The organism is Bradyrhizobium sp. JYMT SZCCT0180, assembly GCF_018130165.1.
In the GTDB taxonomy this organism is placed as follows: Bacteria; Pseudomonadota; Alphaproteobacteria; order Rhizobiales; family Xanthobacteraceae; genus Bradyrhizobium.
On record NZ_JAFCLZ010000035.1, the window covers coordinates 42,089 to 61,390 of the forward strand.

A 19,302-nucleotide genomic window follows, 5' to 3' on the forward strand; every position below is an offset into this window, starting at 1 on the left:
GATTGAATCAGAACAGGGCTCTGGCCTTTTGGTTTGACGCGCGTGAACCGGTATCCACTTCGCTCGAAAGCGCTGTAGCGGCAGCCTGATCACGCCGACTTGTCGAACAGCTCCCGCCCGATCAGCATGCGCCGGATTTCGCTGGTTCCAGCGCCGATCTCGTAGAGCTTGGCGTCGCGCAACAGCCTGCCGGTCGGATAGTCGTTGATGTAGCCATTGCCGCCGAGCAGCTGGATGGCGTCGAGCGCGCATTGCGTCGCCTTCTCGGCGGCATAGAGGATGGCGCCGGCGGCGTCCTCGCGCGTGGTCTCGCCGCGGTCGCAGGCTTTCGCCACCGCGTATACATAGGCGCGCGAGGCGTTCATCGTGGTGTACATGTCGGCGATCTTGCCCTGCACCAGCTGGAAGGTGCCGATCGGCTGGCCGAACTGCTTGCGCTCATGCACGTAAGGCAGCACCACGTCCATGCAGGCCTGCATGATACCGATGGGGCCCGCGGCCAGCACCGCGCGTTCATAATCGAGGCCCGACATCAGGACGTTGACGCCGCGGCCGACTTCGCTGAGCACGTTCTCTTCCGGCACTTCGCAATTGTCGAACACCAGTTCGCAGGTGTCGGAGCCGCGCATGCCGAGCTTGTCGAGCTTTTGCGCGGTGGAAAATCCCTTCATGCCCTTCTCGATGATGAACGCAGTGATGCCGCGCGGGCCGGCATTGGCGTCGGTTCGGGCATAGACCACCAGCGTGTCGGCGACCGGGCCGTTGGTGATCCACATCTTGCTGCCGGTCAGCACGAAGCGGTCGCCCTTCTTGTCCGCGCGCGTCTTCATCGACACCACGTCGGAGCCGGAATCCGGCTCCGACATCGCCAATGATCCGACATGTTCGCCCGAGATCAGCTTCGGCAGATATTTGCGCTTCTGCGCGTCGTTGCCGTTGCGGCGGATCTGGTTGACGCAGAGGTTGGAATGCGCGCCGTAAGAAAGACCGACCGCGGCTGACGCACGCGACATTTCCTCGACCGCAATACAGTGCTCGAGATAGCCGAGCCCGGTACCGCCATATTCCTCCTCGACGGTAATGCCGTGCAGGCCGAGCGCGCCGATCTTGGGCCAGAGATCCCTTGGAAACTGGTTGCTCTTGTCGATTTCGGCCGCGCGCGGCGCGATCTCCTTGCTCGAAAAGGCAAACACGGTCTCGCGAATGGCATCCGCGGTTTCACCGAGATCGAAATTGAACATCCGGTACGCATTGGGAATCATGGTCAGGCGACCTCCGGCGAAATATCGTTGTTGGGATAAGCCTTAACCCCTGCAGGCGCGCTTGTCACGAGGAATGATACGGCTCCGTATCGGCCCCGGCCGGGTGTAAAGTTCAATGCGGCCGAAGCAACAAAACTGTCCCTTGCCCCGGCACGTACGAACGGCTGTAATCACCCCAAAATACCGCCACCGGGCGAATCCCGGCGCGCGGAAAACAATCAGGGAGCCGCTCCATGCAGGGAACCATCGAACTCACCCAGGATTCCAATGAACTGGACTCCCGGCAAAAGGCCGCACGCGAGCGCGCTTATTCGCTGCCGCTGGCCGAGTTCGACCCCGGCGATCCCGAACTGTTCAAGACCGATACCTTCTGGCCGTATTTCGACCGGCTGCGCCGGGAAGCGCCGGTGCATTACTGCAAGGACAGCATGTTCGGGCCGTATTGGTCGATCACCAAATACAACGACATCATGGATATCGAGACCAACCACGCGGTGTTCTCGTCGGCGGCCTATCTCGGCGGCATCACCATCCGCGACGTCGCAACCGATCTGCGCCGCGAAAGCTTCATCGCCATGGACCAGCCGCGCCACTCGGCGCAGCGCAAGACCGTGGCACCGATGTTCACGCCGACCCATCTCGACCAGCTTGCGATCAACATCCGCAAGCGTTCGGCCGAATGCCTCGACAACCTGCCGCGCGGCGAAGTGTTCGACTGGGTCGACCGGGTCTCGATCGAGCTGACCACGCAGATGCTCGCCGTGCTGTTCGACTTCCCCTGGGAGGACCGCCGCAAGCTGACGCGCTGGTCCGACATTGCGACGACGATCCCCGGGCCCGGCGGCCTCGTCCCGACCGAAGAAGCGCGGCAGGCCGAGCTTCTGGAATGCGCGACCTATTTCGCCACGCTGTGGAAAGACCGGATCAATCAGCCGCCGAAGAGCGATCTGCTGTCGATGATGGCGCACAGCGAAGCCACCCGCGACATGGACCCGAAGAACTTCCTCGGCAACCTGATCCTCTTGATCGTCGGCGGCAACGACACCACCCGCAACACGCTGTCGGGCAGCATCTATGCGCTGAGCAAAAATCCGGATCAGTACAAGAAGCTGCGCGACAATCCCGCGCTGATCGACAGTTTCGTGCCCGAGGTGATCCGCTGGCAGACGCCGCTGGCGCATATGCGGCGCACCGCGCTCGAGGACATCGAGTTCCGCGGCAAGCAGATCAAGAAGGGCGACAAGGTCGTGATGTGGTACGTCTCGGGCAACCGCGACGAAGAAATCATCGATCGGCCCTACGAGTTCATCATCGACCGCGCCCGGCCGCGCACCCACATCTCGTTCGGCTTCGGCATCCACCGCTGCGTTGGTTTGCGGCTGGCGGAACTTCAATTGAAGATTATCTGGGAAGAGATCCTCAAGCGCTTCGACAAGATCGAGGTGATGGATGAGCCGAAGCGGGTTTATTCAAGCTTTGTCAAGGGTTACGAGACCCTGCCCGCCCGCATCTCGAACTAGGGAGCCAGTTCCGCCCAAATCGGCACGGGCTTTGCGCATCGAGCGTCTGCAAGTTATAGTCTAATACATTTCCTATTGCGTTTGCTTGCACCCAGGGATGACAGACGATGAACGTCCAGACCGCGATCCGAGGCGACCGACAAGAGCTCCTGCGCGCCGCGCGCGAGGAGGCCTATTCGACGCCGCTCAGCGAATTTCACCCCGGTGCGCCAAAGCTGTTCCAGAACGACACGTTGTGGCCGTGGTTCGAACGGCTGCGCAAGGAAGCGCCGGTACATTACTGCACCAACGCGCCGATCGAGCCCTATTGGTCGGTGACCAAATACAACGACATCATGCATGTCGACACCAACCACGGCACCTTCTCATCCGACTCGACGCTCGGCGGCATCTCGATCCGTGACGTGCCGCCCGGCTATGATTATCCGAGTTTCATCGCGATGGACCAGCCGCGGCACTCGGCGCAGCGCAAGACGGTGTCGCCGATGTTCACGCCGACGCATCTGGACGAGCTGGCAAAACTGATCCGCGAGCGCGCCTGCAAGGTGCTCGACAATCTGCCGCGCAACGAGACCTTCAACTTCGTCGACCGCGTCTCGATCGAACTGACGACGCAGATGCTGGCAACCCTGTTCGACTTCCCCTGGGAAGAACGGCGCAAGCTGACGCGCTGGTCCGACGTCTCGACCGCGCTGCCCAAGAGCGGCGTCGTGGAATCGCCCGAACAGCGACGCCAGGAAATGGACGAATGCTACGCCTATTTCTCAAAGCTCTGGAATGAGCGCGTCAACAGCGAGCCGCGCAACGACCTGCTCTCCATGATGGCCCATAGCGAAGCGACGCGGCACATGGACCCCGACAATCTGATGGGCAACATCATCCTCCTGATCGTCGGCGGCAACGACACCACCCGCAACACCATGAGCGGCTCGGTGCTGGCGCTGAACGAGCATCCCGAGCAATACCAGAAGCTGCGCGACAATCCGGCATTGATCGACAGCATGGTGCCGGAAGTGATCCGCTGGCAGACTCCCTTGGCGCATATGCGCCGCACCGCGCTGGTCGATACCGAAATCGGCGGCAAGAAGATCGCAAAGGGCGATCGCGTCGTGATGTGGTACGTCTCCGGCAACCGCGACGAGGAAGGTATCGAAAAGCCCGACGAGTTCATCATCGACCGCGCCCGGCCGCGCACCCACCTGTCGTTCGGCTTCGGCATCCACCGCTGCGTCGGCATGCGGCTGGCCGAGTTGCAGCTCAAGATCGTGTGGCAGGAAATGCTGAAGCGGTTCGATCGCATCGAGGTGGTCGGCGAGCCGAAGCGGGTCTATTCCAGTTTCGTGCGCGGCATCGAATCCCTGCCGGTGCGGATTTCTTGAGCGAGCTCAATCCGTCTGAAGCTATCAACGCCAAGGCTTTACCGGCCCCTATAACATCGCGGCATGGCAGCTTGAACCAGATGAGAAGGCCGCACTGCGGTCTTCTGGGCTAAACCTTGGGCGTGGTCACGCAGGAGACGTGACCGGAACCGAGGCTGCCATGAACGATGCTGCTGTCAGGGATGACGCCAAAGACGATACCCAGGCCGGGCAAAGCTGGCCGCTCCATATCTACAAGACGCTGAAAGCGCATGGCGTCTCGCAAATCTCCTATGTTCCGGATGCCGGCCACACCCGGCTGATCGAGCTGTCGCACGCCGATCCCGCGATCCAGACCACCGTGTTGACCACCGAAGAGGAAGGCGTCGCGCTGTCCGCCGGCGCCTGGCTCGGCGGCGACCGCTCAGTGCTGTTGATGCAGTCGAGCGGCGTCGGCAATTGCGTGAATATGTTCTCGCTGGCCGCGAGCTGCCGCCTGCCTTTCCTGACATTGGTGACGATGCGCGGCGAATGGGCCGAGTTCAACCCGTGGCAAATCCCGATGGGGAGAGCGACGCCGCAGGCCTTCGAAATCATGGGTATCACCGTGTTCAGGCTCGAACGGCCCGAAGACGCGGAAGAGATTATTTCGGCCGCCTGTTCGCTGGCATTCGAGAGCGACCAGCAGATCGCGGTGCTGATTTCGCAGCGCATGCTCGGCCGCAAGAAATGGACGGAGACGAAGTGATGGTCCAGAATTTTACGCTTGGTCGCCGCGAGGCCGTCAGGTCGTTGCTCGCCGATCGCAAGGACCTGCTCGTGGTAACCGGGCTCGGCTCGGCGTCCTACGACGTGTTCGATGCCGGTGAGCATCCCGGTAATTTCTATTTGTGGGGCGCGATGGGCGGAGCCGGAATGGTCGGCCTTGGCCTTGCGCTGGCACAGCCGAAGCGGCCGGTCGCCGTCATCACCGGCGACGGCGAGCAGTTGATGGGGATCGGCAGCCTGCTGACCATCGCCACCAAGACGCCCGGCAATTTGACCATCGTCATTCTCGACAACGGCCATTTTGGCGAGACCGGCATGCAGGTCAGCCATTCCGGTCTCGGCGCCCAGCTCGACGTGATCGCGACCGGCGCGGGCTTTCGCTCGGTCACCGAGATCACCGACATCAAGGGCGTCAACGATTATCGGCCGACGCTGCAGCGCACCGACGCCGGGCCGCGGCTGGCGCGCATTCGTATCGCCACCGGCCATGTCGATCGTGCGCTGCCGCCGCGCGACGGTGTGTTCCTGAAGAACCGGTTCCGGGAAAATCTGGGGTTTGCGGTTACGTAATCGCCTCAGCCGACCTGGATATCCCAGAGGCCTTCCTTGCGGCAGGCCTCGACCTCCTTGCGGAGCAGATCAGTGACGAGCGTGATGGCGGTCGAACCGGGATGCTCGATGGGGGACGCGATGGTGAGTTCGCGCATCGGCGCCGGTTTCGAAATCGTGGCAACTTCCAGCCGGCCATCGGCGACTTCCGCACGCAGCGAGGACGGCGGCAGCAGGGCGTATCCGAGCCCCTCCTCGACCAGGCTGGTCAGGACGCGAAACGAGTCCGCCTCGACCTGCACATCGAGCTTCAATTTCTTCTTTGCCGCCGCATGCTCGATCAGAGTCCGGAGCCCGTGCGAATGACTGGGCAACACCAGCCGCTGCCGCAGCAGCCAGTCGATATCGACCTGCTTCTTCTTCGTCAGCCCGCAACCGCGCGGGCCGACGGCCACGATCTTGTCGCGGCCGAGGTGTTGCACGGTGAGGTGCAGATCGGCCGACGGCCCGTAGATCACGGCGAGATCCATCTGGCCGCGGTGCAACCATTCGATCAAATGCCCGCTGTAGCTCTCGACGATGCAGAGCGAGATGCCCGGGTAGCTTTCCACGGTACGGCGGGCGAGGCGCGCGGAAATCACGCAGCTCACCGTTGGAACCAGACCCAGCACCACCCGTCCCGACGGCGGCCCGCCGGAGGACTGGATATCGTCGCGAATTTGATCGATTTGCCGGACGATGCCGGCGGTCCGCGCCAGCAGCAGGCGGCCGGCTTCGGTCAGCACCATGCCGCGGCCGTTGCGGGTAAACAGCTCGGCGCGCAGCTCGTGTTCGAGCAGCTTGATCTGGCGGCTCAGCGCCGGCTGCGCGACCCGCAACGTGTCGGAGGCCTTGCTAAGGCTTCCGAGTTCAGCCACGCAACTGAACGTCCTCAGCTGTCGGAAATCCATGCTTGCCAATCTTGGAATGCAGGTTAATACGCTATAACAATTGAGCATAGGGACTTCACCGTAATTTCACAACTGCAAGCCCATCCCCAATCACAACGACGGCACTTCAAATGACCGCACACGAACAACCCGACGAGTACGCCGATATCCGCAACGCAGTCGCGAAACTCTGCGCCCAGTTCCCCGGCGAATACTGGCGCAAGCTCGACCGCGAGATGAAATATCCGAGCGAGTTCGTCGATGCGCTGACGCAGGCGGGCTATCTCTCGGTGCTGATCCCCGAGGAATATAACGGCGCCGGGCTGAAACTGTCGGCGGCGGCCGCGATCCTCGAAGAAATCCAGCGCGCCGGCTGCAATGGCGGCGGCTGCCACGCCCAGATGTACACGATGGGCACGCTGCTGCGGCACGGCAGCGACGAGCAGAAGGCAAAATGGCTGCCCAAGATCGCCAGCGGTGAATTGCGGCTGCAGGCGTTCGGTGTCACCGAGCCGACCAGCGGCACCGATACCTCCTCGCTGAAGACCTTTGCCAAGCGCGACGGCAACAACGGCTACATCGTCAACGGCCAGAAGATCTGGACCAGCCGCGCCGAATATTCCGACCTGATGATCCTCTTGGCGCGCACCACGCCAAAAGAGGATGCGAAGAAGCGCACCGATGGTCTGTCGGTGTTCATCGTCGACATGCGCGAAGCGAAAGGCAACGGCCTCGAGATCCGCCCGATCCGCACCATGATGAACCACGCCACCACGGAAGTGTTCTTCACGGACATGCGGGTGCCCGCCGAAAACCTGATCGGCGAGGAAGGCAAGGGTTTTCGCTACATCCTGTCCGGCATGAACGCCGAGCGTATCCTGATTGCCGCGGAATGCATTGGCGACGCCAAATGGTTCATCGCCAAAGCCACCGCCTATGCCAAGGAGCGCGTGGTGTTTGGCCGTCCGATCGGCCAGAACCAGGGCGTCCAGTTCCCGATCGCCAAGGCTTACGCGCAGATGCGCGCGGCCGAACTGATGGTGAAGGAAGCCACCCGCAAATATGAAGCCGGGCTCGATTGCGGCGCCGAGGCCAACATGGCCAAGATGCTGGCCGCGGACGCTTCCTGGGAAGCCGCCAATGCCTGCGTGCAGACCCATGGCGGCTTTGCGTTCGCCGAGGAATACGACGTCGAGCGCAAGTTCCGTGAGACGCGGCTCTATCAGGTGGCGCCGATCTCGACCAATCTCATTTTGTCCTTCGTGTCCGAGCACGTGCTCGGCATGCCCCGCTCCTACTGAGAACACATAATGCTGCCGCTTGAAGGATTGATCGTCGTCGCCGTCGAACAGGCGGTCGCTGCGCCGTTTTGCAGTTCGCGGCTGGCGGATGCCGGCGCCCATGTCATCAAGGTGGAACGCCCCGAGGGCGATTTTGCCCGTGGCTACGACGCCGCGGCGAAGGGACAGAGCAGCTATTTCGTCTGGCTCAACCGCGGCAAGAATTCCGTGGTCGTCGACCTCGCGACCAAAGAGGGGCGCGCGGCGATGGAGGAGCTGATCGCCAGCGCCGACGTGCTGTTGCAGAACCTCAAGCCTGGCTCGATGGACAAGCTCGGCTTCTCGCTGGAGCGCTTGCGCAAGGATTATCCGGCGCTGATCTGCTGCACCATATCAGGCTATGGCGATGACGGCCCCTATGCCGACCGCAAGGCCTATGACCTCCTGATCCAGGCCGAGAGCGGTCTCGCCTCGATCACCGGCGGACCGGAAGGCCCGTCCCGCGTCGGCATTTCCGTCGTCGATATCGCGACCGGCGCCACCGCGCATGCTTCGATCCTCGAAGCGCTCATTGCACGCGGACGCACCGGCAAGGGCGCCGATATCCGGATCTCGATGTTCGACGTGATGGCCGACTGGATGGCGGTGCCGCTGATCAATTCGGAAGCCGGCAATCCGCCGAAGCGGATGGCGCTGGCGCATCCGTCCATTGCGCCCTACGGCGTATTCCAGTCGAAGGACGGCAAGGGCATTCTGATCTCGATCCAGAGCGAGCGCGAGTGGAAGAAGCTCTGCGCCGAGGTGCTGGATCAGCCCGACCTGCCCAATGATCCCCGCTTGGCCAACATGGTCGAGCGCGTCAGGAATCGCACTGTGACCGACAAGATCGTGGCCGACAGCTTTGCCACGATGGATCGCGTCGATCTGCTGAAGCGGCTGGCGGACGCCGACATCGCCTTTGCCGAGGTCAACACCATGGCCGACCTTGCCGTACATCCCCATCTGCGCCGTATCGAGGTCGAAACGCCGAAGGGCAAGGTCAGCTACGCCGCGCCGGCTGCGATCTTCGTCGGCGAGAGCAGGCATTACGGCGCGGTGCCTGCGATCGGCGAGCACGTCGAACTCCCCAAGGCTTCTGCACGGGCAAAATCGTCATGACGGAAAAACTCGACCTCGACCATTTGCGCGGCTGGATCGGAAAAACCACCGAGGCCTCGGACACCGTCACCGCGCAACTCGTCAAGGGTTTGCGCGCGACGCTGTTTCAGGAGATCAGCGAACCCAAAACCGGCGACGCTGCGCCCTGGACCACGCATTGGTGCCTGGCCCAGCCGGTGTTTCCGATGTCGATGCTCGGCCCGGACGGTCATCCGACCCGCGGCGGTTTCCTGCCGCCGGTGCCGCTGCCGCGCCGAATGTGGGCCGGCGGCGAACTCGAATTCCTGGATGCGTTGCGCGTCGGCGATGAAGCCAAGCGCACCTCGCGCATTGCCGACGTCACCATGAAGACCGGCAGCACCGGCGCATTATGTTTTGTCGCAGTCGAACACACCATCACGACACCGCGCGGCGTTGCGATCCGCGAGCGTCAGGACATCGTCTACCGCGACCTGTCGGGCGCGGCGCCGGCCGCCCCTGCCAAGGCGCCCCCGCCGCCACCGGTCGCAAAGCACCGCGAGAGCCACATGGCCGACCCCGTGCTGCTGTTCCGCTACTCGGCGCTGACCTTCAACGGCCACCGCATCCATTACGACCGCGACTACGTCACCAAGGTCGAAGGCTATCCGGGTCTCGTGTTCCACGGCCCGCTGCAGGCGGCCCTGATCGTGGAGTTCGCCGCCAAACTGCACGGCGGCGCGGCGCCGAAGAAACTTGGCTATCGCGGCGTGCAGCCGCTGTTCGAAGGCAGCGAGTTCTCGGTCAATGCCGACGACACCGGCGCCGGCATGGAGCTGTGGACCGCCAATTCGGACGGCCAGCCGACCATGAAGGGTACGGCCAGCTGGTAAGCTAGGTCGTCATTGCGAGCCACCCGGTCGGCGCGAAGCGCCGCCGGATGACAGGCTCCGCAGAGCAATCCATCTTGACTGCGGGCAAAAATCTGGATTGCTTCGTCGCGTAGCCTGTCATCGGGCGCGCGCTCGCGCGACCCGTTGGCTCCTCGCAATGACGAAATAAGGACATCCCTTGTCCCGCAAGCCCACCGAAACCAAATCCACCACCGTCAAGGACGCCACCTTCAACCTGCTGCGGGCGTTCGGCGTCAAAAAAGTGTTCGGCAATCCCGGCTCGACCGAATTGCCGTTCCTGAGCGACTGGCCTGACGACATCGACTACGTGCTGGGGCTGCACGAAGCCTCCGTGGTCGGCATGGCCGACGGCTATGCGCAGGCGACGCGTAACGCCGGCTTCGTCAACCTGCATTCCGCCGCCGGCGTCGGCAATGCGCTGGGCAATATCTTCAACGCCTACCGCAACCAGACGCCGATCGTCATCACCGCCGGGCAGCAGGCGCGCTCGATCATGCCGCTGCTGCCGTTCCTGTTTGCCGAACGGGCGACGGAGTTTCCGCAGCCTTACGTGAAATACAGCATCGAGCCGGCGCGGCCCGAGGACGTGCCGGCCGCGATCGCCCGCGCCTATTACGTCGCGATGCAGCCGCCGTGCGGGCCGACCTTCGTCTCGGTGCCGGTCGACGACTGGACGCGGCCGACACAGCCGGTCGAGGCGCGCCAGGTCAGCCGCGAGCTCGGGCCTGATGCGGCTGCGATGAAGGCGCTGGTATCAGCGCTCAACGAGAGCAAACGCCCTGCCCTCGTCGTCGGCCCCAGCGTCGACCGCGCGGAGGCCGTCGACCTGATGGTGCGCGTGGCGGAAAAAGCCCGCGCCGCGGTGTGGGTCAGCCCATTCTCGGCGCGCTGTTCGTTTCCGGAGCGGCATCCGCAATTCGCCGGCTTCCTGCACGCCTCGCCGGGACAGGTGTCCGACGCACTGCGCGACCACGACCTGGTGGTCGTGATCGGCGCGCCAATTTTCACCTTCCATGTCGAAGGCCACGCCGCGATCTTCGATGGCGCCACCACGATCTTCCAGATCACCGACGATCCGACCGCCGCAGCGGTAACACCGTCAGGCACCAGCATCGTCGCGACGATGAAGCCGGCGCTGGCGATGCTGCTGGACCTGTTGCCCGAAACCAAACGCGTGATCCCGGCAGGCCGCGCGCCACTCCCCGCGCCCACGGCAGCCGATCCGATCCCCACCGAATTCCTGCTTGATGCGCTGTTCCATGCCATGCCGAAAGACGCAGCCCTCGTCGAGGAGGCGCCGTCGCATCGCCCGGCGATGCAGAAATTCATGCCGATGCGCGGGCAGGACAGTTTCTACACCATGGCGAGCGGCGGCCTCGGCTTCAGCCTGCCCGCGGCGGTCGGAATATCGCTGGGGCGTCCCGAGGTGCGCACCGTCTGCCTGATCGGCGACGGCTCGGCGATGTACTCGATCCAGGCGCTGTGGACCGCGGCCCAGCGCAAACTGCCGCTGACGGTGGTGGTGATCAACAATTCCGGCTACGGCGCGATGCGCTCGTTCAGCCAGGTGATGCAGGTCCGCAATGTGCCCGGCCTCGAACTGCCGGACATCGACTTCGTCAAGATCGCCGAGGGTATGGGCTGCGACGCCGTGCGCGTCAGCAAGGCATCGGAGCTCGGCGCTGCGCTGAAGCGCGGGCTGGCGCATCAGGGTGCCAGCCTGATCGAGGTGATGGTGGATTCAGCGGTGCCGCTGCTCTACACGAAGAAGGACTAGCTCTCGCCGTCATTCCGGGATGGTCCGCAGGACCAGACCCGGAATCTCGAGATTCCGGGTTCGATGCTTTGCATCGCCCCGGAATGACGGAGCAAGTGCTCCGTCACTTCCCGTACGCTTCCCGCATCTTGCGCCTGGATCTTCGCCATGCCTGATATCCAGCGATCATAATTCTCGGTCTTCTTGCGCATGTAACCGAGCACCTGCGGATGCGGCAGGATCGCAAAGGTTTCCTGCTCCAGGCCCGCGAGCACGTCCTGCTCCTGTTCCGTCGATGCGGTCATGGACGAGAAACTAGTGGAAAATGACGGACATCAAGCGTGACCCTTTCCGCTTGGGTGTAACCTTAAGATATCACTTCCTACCAAAAGTAACGTTAGGTTTAGTCAAATGGCGCGCCCAAAGCCTACCAGCGTATGCATATATTGTCAGGAGCGCGCCAAGCTTACGCGAGAACATATCTTCGGGAATTGGGTGAGCAATCACGTCTTTACCGGTGACCGGACCCTCCATGAGACAACGCGCAGCGAAACAATTGACGATCTTGAAGAGCCGATCCGCACGGCCGCAAAAGGCCGCCTAAATCGGCCCGGAGGCGCGGCATCGCAGAGGATGAAGTTGCTTTGTGGACCCTGTAACAATATTTGGGGCCGCAACATTCACGATACCGCAATTCCTTTTCTCGTTCCTCTGCTTACGAAAGGCGAATGGCAAAATCTCGCGGCCGACACGGCGCGCGCTATCGCGAATTGGGCCGTGATGGTGACGATGAACTGCGAGTTCGCGGACACGAATACGCTCGCAACTACGCCAGAGCAGCGCAAATCCTTTAGAGACTGCGGTCTCGAAGCTATTCCGTTCCAAGTCTATCTAGGACTGTGCCAGCCTGCCATGTCACCATGTGCCTTCTGGCATAGAGCTGCAGCCGCTCACCTCGACGACGAGCCCAAGCCAGAGCTGCTTAATGCCCAAACAACCACATTCTACTTTGGTCATTGCTTTTTTCACGTAGTCAGCACGACGGTAGATTGGCTCGAAGCAAAGCCAGAACCCTATGCCGCGGCCCTCGGTATTCGACAGGTTTGGCCACTCGCCGAGCAAATCCCTCTTAAGCCGTTGATTTTTTCGCATCATGGCGTTTTGCGTGTAGGCCACCTATTTTGGGATGAACTCGTACCTGAGCGTGATACCCACCACGGGATTTGGATTCCCACTCAAAATCTTCCCGGCGAAACCACATGGTTTGATTGAACTCCGACGGTGAAACGATTAAACGCGCGGCCACTGGATACCTTGATTTAGAATGCCGAAACTCAAACTCAACCTGCCCTGGTCAGGTCCCCAGTGTCCATGTGAGAGCGGCAGTTTATACTCCGGTTGCTGCCGGCGTATTGACGGTCAGCCGCGATCGAAGCGCTTTAATTTCTCGCCGCACGGAGAAGTGACCGGCGTTGAACAAGAGGGCTGCTACCTGAGTTTCACAAAGAACTGCGGCGGCGGCCTTACTCGCGAACATCAAATCTCGCAGAACCTCATCAAGAAGATACCCGGACGTTTTGCCGTGAGAGGCTTTCCGGGCGCTGATCCGACAGTCGATGTAATCGTGCCCGTAGAAGTCCAGGGCTCCAAGGTGCTCTGTAAGAGACATAATGAAGCGCTCTCGCCCCTGGACGATCAGGCCGGCAAGATGTTTGCGAGATTATATCCCTCCACTCAGTTCCTCACGAAGCGTCGATACGGGGCAGCCTTAACGAGCCGATGGGTATTCATAGACGCTCCTAAGTTGGAGGCATGGAGTGCAAAAGTTCTTGCGGGGACGCACGCAGCAGGCCTCGTTCGCATGCAGGGCATAAAACACAATCAGCCACTTGATTATAACAAGATGCGCGCCGCCATCGAGCGCGGAGAATTTGAAAACGGCGCAGGTATGTACGTATTGGCTGACCCGAACGCAAACGAACATGGCCTGCAATACCGCCCGCACATCAGCAACGGGGTCGTTGTCGGCATTCACATGAATTTGGCCCGTTTTAGTTTCTTGCTTATCATTGACGCAGAGTTCTGCGACTTTCGGCACATTTATTCGCAACCCCACACATATCGGCCTTCCGTTCATCGACTTTATGGTGATGGCGGCGAAACAAAGCTATTCCTTTCGTCGAGACAAAGGCCCAATCCAAAGAACGTGTCTCAGGGTCGCGTCATTTGGACCTCGACCGGATCAAGTTCAGCGGCACCCTTCGACAGACTTCAAGGGCCTCCCGAAGTAGACGATCGCACGAGGCAAAAATCTAAGCCTTAGGTCAACGCGGTCAAACGCCATGGCGCGATCAACACCGCGAAGTCCGGCGCCCGGCGCGATTCGTTCCGCCCCGGCGGCAACCAAAAGCTTTGTCCCCAATTTTGCGCGTGCGCCTCGGTCCTGGCAAAGCGCTAGCGCGCGGGGGTCGATCAGCGCGAGCCGGTCGAGCACCGGCCGCTGCGGGGCGCGCTCCGTCTCACTTCCCGTAAGCTTCCCGCATCTTGGCCTGGATCTTGGCCATGCCTGATATCCAGCGATCGTAATTCTCGGTCTTCTTGCGCATGTAACCAAGCACCTGCGGATGTGGCAGGATCGCAAAGGTTTCCTGCTCCAGGCCCGCGAGCACGTCCTGCGCCACCTGTTCCGCCGACAGGTCGCCGTCGCCGGATTGCGGGCCCTTGGGAATCGACCTGAGCATCGCGGTATCGACGCCCTGCGGGCACAGGATCGAAACCTTGATGCCGTCGGCCTTGTGCGAGATCGCCAGATTTTCCGCAAAGCCCACGGCCGCATGTTTGGTGGTCGAATAGGCCGGGCTGCCGACCTGCGACAGAAGACCCGCCGCTGAAATCGTGTTGAGGAAATAGCCGCCGCCACGCGCCTTCATGCGCGGGATCAGGTGCCGCGCGGCATAGACATGCGCCATGACGTGAACGGCCCAGCTTCGCGACCAGGGCTCGTCCGAAGTTCCGCCCGCGTTGGTGGACAGCGGATCGAAGCCGCCGCCGATGCCGGCATTGGAACAGAACAGCGCGATCGGGCCGAATTGCTTCTCGGTCTCCTCGATGACGTGCAGGACATCCTTTTCCTTGCCGACATCGCATTTGAAGGCCGCGCCATTGATCGGCGTGGCAACGGTTCGCGCGCCGTCCGGATTGATGTCGGCGACCACGACCTTGGCCGCGCCCGCGCGGTGGAAGGCTTCGCACAGCGCGCGGCCGATGCCGCTGGCGCCGCCGGTGACAACCACGACTTTTCCGGTCACCTGCATGGCCGTTCTCCCTTGATTACTATTTTCAACTGAACCCGGATCGGAAACGTAAGCCTCGCCCGGAAAATTGTCACGGAGCGATAAAACGTGCCCCCCGGATCGTCAATGCGCCGTCCGATCCCCCGGCCGCCGCCGCAACTGAAGCTTGATTTTGGCCCGCCAATCGCCACTTTTGCGGGTGATCGCCTGCCCATTGTCTCCTGCCCTCTCATCGAGCCCTCCACGACGCATGGCCCCCAGTTTTCAGGATATCGTCGAGGAAGCGCGGCTGTCGGCGCGGGCGCTGTTGGATTACGGCGACAGCTTCTTCCACCCGACGGTGCGGCTCGGCGTCACCGGCCTGTCCCGCGCCGGCAAGACCGTGTTCATCACGGCGCTGATCCACGGCCTCACCCGCGGCGGCCGGTTTCCGGTGTTCGAAGCGTATGCGACCGGGCGCATCGCCCGCGCGCGGCTCGAGCCGCAGCCCGACGATGCGGTGCCGCGCTTCGATTACGAGAACCACGTCCGCACCCTGATCGAGGAGCGGCGCTGGCCGGCCTCCACCGTCGACATCAGCGAGTTACGACTGGTGATGGACTATCAGCGCCAGAACGGCGCCGACCGCACGCTGACGCTGGATATCGTCGACTATCCCGGCGAATGGCTGCTCGACCTGCCGCTGCTCAACAAGAGTTTCGAGCAATGGTCGGCCGAGAGCCTGGCCCTCTCGCGCGAAGGCCCGCGCGAGAAGCTCGCCGCGCCGTGGCATGAACATCTGGCGACGCTGATCGCCGAGGCCCGCGAGGACGAGCCGGCGGCGCGCATGGCCGCAAAGCTGTTCACCGATTACTTGCGCGCCTGCCGCGACGAACGCTTTGCGATGAGCCTGCTGCCGCCCGGACGCTTCCTGATGCCGGGCAATCTTGCAGGCTCGCCGGCGCTGACGTTTGCGCCGCTCGACGTGCCCATCGACGGCAGCGCGCCCGACGGTTCGCTGTGGGCGATGATGCGGCGGCGTTACGAGGCCTACAAGGACGTCGTGGTGCGGCCGTTCTTCCGCGATCATTTCGCGCGGCTCGATCGCCAGATCGTGCTGGTCGACGCGCTCGCGGCGTTCAACGCCGGACCGGAGGCGCTGCACGACCTTGAAGCCGCGCTCGCCGGCATTCTCGATTGTTTCCGGATCGGCCGCAGCACGATCCTGAGCAATCTGTTCCGGCCGCGGATCGATCGCATTCTGTTTGCGGCGACCAAGGCCGACCACTTGCATCATTCCAGCCATGACAGGCTGGAGGCAATACTGCGCCGTGCCGTCGCCAAGGCGGCCGACCGCGCCGAATATGCCGGCGCCGCCATCGACGTCGTGGCGCTTGCCGCGGTGCGCGCCACCCGCGAGGCGATGGTCGCGCGCGGCCGGGAGAAGTTACCTTCGCTACTGGGTACACCGGCCTCAGGTGAAGTCGCCAATGGCGATACGTTCGACGGCGAGACCGAGGTCGCGACCTTTCCGGGTGACCTGCCCAGCGATCCCGAGGAATTGTTCAAGGGCACGTTCCGCGGCCTCTCCAGCACGCCTTCCGAAAAGGCCGACTATCGCTTCCTGCGCTTCCGGCCGCCGCTGCTGCAGCGCGAAGGCGGCGAAGAGCCGGCGCTGCCTCACATCCGCCTTGACCGCGCCCTCCAGTTCCTGATCGGAGACAAACTGCAATGAGCGAGAAGACGCCTCATCGGCGGCCGGCGACGTTCAAGCTCGACGATCCCGGCGTGATCGTGATGGATCCGGATGATGCCAGCCGCCCCGCGCGCGGCACGGTGCACATCACGCCGGAGCCTGACCCTGCGCAATTGCCGGTGCCGATCGACAGGCCGCTGGTCCCGGCCAGGCGCGGCTTCCGCTGGGGCACATTGTTCTGGACCGCCACCGGCGGGCTGGTGCTGCTCGGCCTCGGGCTCGGCGTTGTCAATTTGATCGAGGATCTGTTCGCGCGCAGCCAGACAATGGGTTATGTCGCGCTGACGTTTGCCGTCGCCGCGGCGCTTGCGCTGACGGTTGTGATCGCGCGCGAAGCGTTCGGGCTGGCGCGGCTCGCCGCCATCGAGAAGCTGCACCAGCGCGCCGCCGAAGTGTTGCTCAGCGACGATCGCGCCGCCAGCCGGGCCATCGTCAACGACTTGCTGAAGCTCGCGCACCAGAACCCGCAACTGGCGCGCGCCCGCGCCACGCTGGTGGGTCACGCCGACGACATCATCGACGGCGCCGACATGATCAAGCTGGCGGAGCGCGAATTGATGGCGCCGCTCGACGAGGAAGCGCGGCGGCTGGTCTCCACGGCAGCGCAACGCGTCTCGGTCGTGACAGCGGTCAGCCCGCGCGCGCTGATCGACGTGCTGTTCGTGTTCGTCGCCGCGATGCGGCTGATCCGACAATTGGCGCGGCTCTATGGCGGCCGGCCGGGAACGCTCGGCATGCTCAGCCTGCTGCGCCACGTCATCGGCCACCTCGCGGTTACCGGCGGCATGGCGATTGGAGACAGCCTGGTGCAGCAGATGCTCGGCCACGGCATCGCGGCCAAACTTTCGCAGCGGCTCGGCGAAGGCGTGCTGAACGGGCTGCTCACCGCCCGGCTCGGCCTCGCCGCCATCGACGTGACGCGGCCACTACCCTTCACCGCACTGCCGCGGCCCGCGCTCGGCGATCTCGCCAAAGACCTTCTGCGCAAGCGCGACGGCGAGGAGTGACTATTCTAGCGCATATCATGGCCTCGTGGTTCGAGACGCACGGCGTTGCCGTACTCCTCACCATGAGGGTCTAAGACCTCATCCCCGCGTGAGCGTAAGCTCATCGCTGGAGGAGGCGCAAAGCGCCGTCTCGAAGGATGAAGCCACCGCTGCTTGAGATCATTTGATGCTGCGTTTCACTCAGCGGTAACGCATTCCCGGCCAACACGCGCCAGCGGAACAGCGGCGTGTCCGGCGGCGGTGAGAGTTCGGGCGTCCAGCCGGTCAGCTTTTCCAGCGCATAGGTATCCATGACAACGCCGCGCCAGCTGCGCTCGACGCGTTCGAGCGGCTGCCGCTTGGCTGACGTGAAATCCCAGATCGGCAGGCGGTTGTCCGGCTCGCGCGCGACGTAGAGGCCGGCGTGATCCCGGATGAGATTCATGCCGGGATCGCGAAAGCCCTGAAACCTGCCGCGCTCGTTGATCTGGATGACCGGCACGCGGCCATTAAAATACCAGCGCAACATCGCGTAGGTGCGATAGTCGGTGGTTGCGATCCAGGTCGCGCCGGTCTTCTGCAACTGATCCTGGGCGCGCGCCACCACCTGCTCATAGCCGGCCTCGCCGCCGACCGGATCGGCGCGGCCGATCAGGTTCCAGGGAACCGCGACATAATAGAAGAACACGCCGACGACGAAGGCGATGCCGGAGATCACCGCCACCCTCGCCCATTTGTTGGTGGATGTGATCATCCTTTCCGGCCAGCCCTCGCGTGGCAGCATCGCGAGGTTGATGGCGGTGGCGGCAAATCCGGCCGGCCACAGGAACATCGGCCAGGTGTCGCCGACACGCAATGTCAGCGACTTCCAGAAGAAGTAGCCGAACGGCACGATGACCGCGGTCGAGAGCAGGATCGCGACCGGCTCGCGATGGCGGTAGCCGCGCCATGCCGTCAGCGCCACGCCCGACAGCACCACCGGCAACAGCACGAAGCCGACGAGGCCGAACTGCAGGCCGAGATAATCGCCGACGGTGCGGAGCGACAGTTGATGGGTCGCGACCGCGCGCACGAACTGGAACCGGAACGAGGCCCAGTCGTGCTGGTAATTCCAGATCAGCACCGGCGCGAACATGATCAATGCAATCAGCGCCGCTGCCCATGGATAGGGACTGAGCAGCCAGCGCCGCCGCCAGTCCGGCACCAGCGCAAACGCCAGCACTGCGGGCAGCAGCATGATCGCGGTGAATTTCGACAGCATCGCCAGGCCGGCGAACAGCCCGGCGGCGAGCCACCAGCGCGCATTGCCGCTTTCATGGAGCCGGACCAGCGACCACAGCATCGCGACCGCGAGCGGGATCATCGCCGTATCGGGCGTCACCTTCGCCATCAGCAGCCCGTAATAAAGCGCGGCCTCCGGCATCAGGGCCGCGAACACCATGGCACGGAAATCATGCGTGACGCGGCGGACGATATCGATAAGCAAGAGCTGCGTGACCAGCATCGCCACGATGCCGCCGAATCGCACGCCGAGATTGGTGTCGCCGAAAATCGCGGTGCCTGATCGAATCAGCCAGGCAATCCCGGGCGGATGGTCGAGGAAGGCCAGCACGCTCTCCTTCGACCAGGTCCAGTAATAGGCCTCGTCGGTGCGCAGCTCGATGACCCCGGCATAGATCAGCCGCATCGCCGTCATCGCGGCGATCAGCGCCACCACGGCAAGCCATGGCCGGCCGGCGCTATCCAGTCTGTTGCTATTGTCGGGGGCGTTCGTCACGGCGCTTTTTCTTCGACTCCCGAGGGGGTGTCAACATTTCCAGGCGGAAAGGTGATTGC

At 63.0% G+C, this 19,302-nt stretch carries 16 protein-coding genes and 1 pseudogene; 12 read left to right on the plus strand and 5 right to left on the minus strand.

Annotated features, from left to right (window positions below):
- Positions 1–89: 89 nt before the first annotated feature.
- Positions 90–1,262, minus strand: coding sequence for an isovaleryl-CoA dehydrogenase (locus JQ641_RS35175; RefSeq protein WP_192736591.1), 1,173 nt, complete (start codon positions 1,260–1,262; stop codon positions 90–92).
- 233 nt (positions 1,263–1,495) lie between these two features.
- Here JQ641_RS35175 and JQ641_RS35180 point away from each other — a divergent pair, with 233 nt between their 5' ends.
- The 4 genes from JQ641_RS35180 to JQ641_RS35195 all read left to right on the plus strand — a co-directional run bounded on the left by JQ641_RS35180 (position 1,496) and on the right by JQ641_RS35195 (position 5,478).
- Positions 1,496–2,782 (plus strand): cytochrome P450, encoded by a 1,287-nt coding sequence (locus JQ641_RS35180; RefSeq protein ID WP_212001340.1) that lies wholly within the window; start codon positions 1,496–1,498, stop codon positions 2,780–2,782.
- A 107-nt stretch (positions 2,783–2,889) separates the two neighbouring features.
- Positions 2,890–4,161: a cytochrome P450 gene (locus JQ641_RS35185; RefSeq protein ID WP_212001342.1), complete on the plus strand. Its 1,272-nt coding sequence runs from the start codon at positions 2,890–2,892 to the stop codon at positions 4,159–4,161.
- 160 nt (positions 4,162–4,321) lie between these two features.
- Entirely contained in the window at positions 4,322–4,888 is a 567-nt protein-coding gene (locus tag JQ641_RS35190) for a thiamine pyrophosphate-binding protein (protein ID WP_212001344.1), read from the plus strand.
- Entirely contained in the window at positions 4,888–5,478 is a 591-nt protein-coding gene (locus JQ641_RS35195) for a thiamine pyrophosphate-dependent enzyme (RefSeq protein ID WP_249151113.1), read from the plus strand. The genes JQ641_RS35190 and JQ641_RS35195 overlap by 1 nt, the downstream gene beginning before the upstream one ends.
- A 5-nt stretch (positions 5,479–5,483) precedes the next feature.
- Here JQ641_RS35195 and JQ641_RS35200 read toward each other — a convergent pair whose 3' ends face one another.
- Positions 5,484–6,407: a LysR family transcriptional regulator gene (locus tag JQ641_RS35200; protein WP_212001349.1), complete on the minus strand. Its 924-nt coding sequence runs from the start codon at positions 6,405–6,407 to the stop codon at positions 5,484–5,486.
- Positions 6,408–6,517: 110 nt separating this feature from the next.
- Here JQ641_RS35200 and JQ641_RS35205 point away from each other — a divergent pair, with 110 nt between their 5' ends.
- The 4 genes from JQ641_RS35205 to mdlC all read left to right on the plus strand — a co-directional run bounded on the left by JQ641_RS35205 (position 6,518) and on the right by mdlC (position 11,473).
- Positions 6,518–7,687, plus strand: coding sequence for an acyl-CoA dehydrogenase family protein (locus JQ641_RS35205; RefSeq protein ID WP_212001354.1), 1,170 nt, complete (start codon positions 6,518–6,520; stop codon positions 7,685–7,687).
- A gap of 9 nt (positions 7,688–7,696) precedes the next feature.
- The gene (locus JQ641_RS35210) at positions 7,697–8,824 is read left to right on the plus strand and encodes a CaiB/BaiF CoA transferase family protein (RefSeq protein ID WP_212001356.1); all 1,128 of its coding nucleotides are present in this window, start codon (positions 7,697–7,699) and stop codon (positions 8,822–8,824) included.
- The gene (locus JQ641_RS35215; RefSeq protein ID WP_212001357.1) at positions 8,821–9,675 is read left to right on the plus strand and encodes an HTD2 family dehydratase; all 855 of its coding nucleotides are present in this window, start codon (positions 8,821–8,823) and stop codon (positions 9,673–9,675) included. Before JQ641_RS35210 ends, JQ641_RS35215 begins: the two co-directional genes overlap by 4 nt.
- A 178-nt stretch (positions 9,676–9,853) precedes the next feature.
- Positions 9,854–11,473, plus strand: coding sequence for a benzoylformate decarboxylase (gene mdlC / locus JQ641_RS35220; protein ID WP_212001362.1), 1,620 nt, complete (start codon positions 9,854–9,856; stop codon positions 11,471–11,473).
- A gap of 103 nt (positions 11,474–11,576) precedes the next feature.
- Here mdlC and JQ641_RS38795 read toward each other — a convergent pair.
- A pseudogene (locus JQ641_RS38795) lies at positions 11,577–11,733 on the minus strand (short-chain dehydrogenase); the annotation flags it as partial.
- Positions 11,734–11,947: 214 nt separating this feature from the next.
- On the opposite strand from JQ641_RS38795, the gene JQ641_RS35230 reads away from it, so the two are divergent.
- The gene (locus JQ641_RS35230) at positions 11,948–12,724 is read left to right on the plus strand and encodes a hypothetical protein (RefSeq protein WP_212001363.1); all 777 of its coding nucleotides are present in this window, start codon (positions 11,948–11,950) and stop codon (positions 12,722–12,724) included.
- Positions 12,725–12,914: 190 nt separating this feature from the next.
- Positions 12,915–13,775, plus strand: coding sequence for a hypothetical protein (locus JQ641_RS35235; protein WP_212001364.1), 861 nt, complete (start codon positions 12,915–12,917; stop codon positions 13,773–13,775).
- A 196-nt stretch (positions 13,776–13,971) separates the two neighbouring features.
- Here the strand turns inward: JQ641_RS35235 and JQ641_RS35240 are convergent, their stop codons facing one another.
- Positions 13,972–14,766, minus strand: a complete 795-nt coding sequence (locus tag JQ641_RS35240; protein ID WP_192736602.1) for an SDR family oxidoreductase — start codon at positions 14,764–14,766, stop codon at positions 13,972–13,974.
- Positions 14,767–14,995: 229 nt separating this feature from the next.
- Between JQ641_RS35240 and JQ641_RS35245 the strand changes: the two genes are divergently transcribed.
- A complete protein-coding gene (locus tag JQ641_RS35245) occupies positions 14,996–16,459 on the plus strand; it encodes a YcjX family GTP-binding protein (protein ID WP_212001370.1) in 1,464 nt (487 codons plus the stop codon).
- Positions 16,456–17,487, plus strand: a complete 1,032-nt coding sequence (locus JQ641_RS35250) for a YcjF family protein (protein WP_212001372.1) — start codon at positions 16,456–16,458, stop codon at positions 17,485–17,487. The genes JQ641_RS35245 and JQ641_RS35250 overlap by 4 nt, the downstream gene beginning before the upstream one ends.
- Before the next feature lie 100 nt (positions 17,488–17,587).
- Here JQ641_RS35250 and JQ641_RS35255 read toward each other — a convergent pair whose 3' ends face one another.
- Complete coding sequence (locus JQ641_RS35255; RefSeq protein ID WP_212001404.1) at positions 17,588–19,162, minus strand: glycosyltransferase family 39 protein; 1,575 nt, start codon at positions 19,160–19,162, stop codon at positions 17,588–17,590.
- Positions 19,163–19,302: the final 140 nt, after the last annotated feature.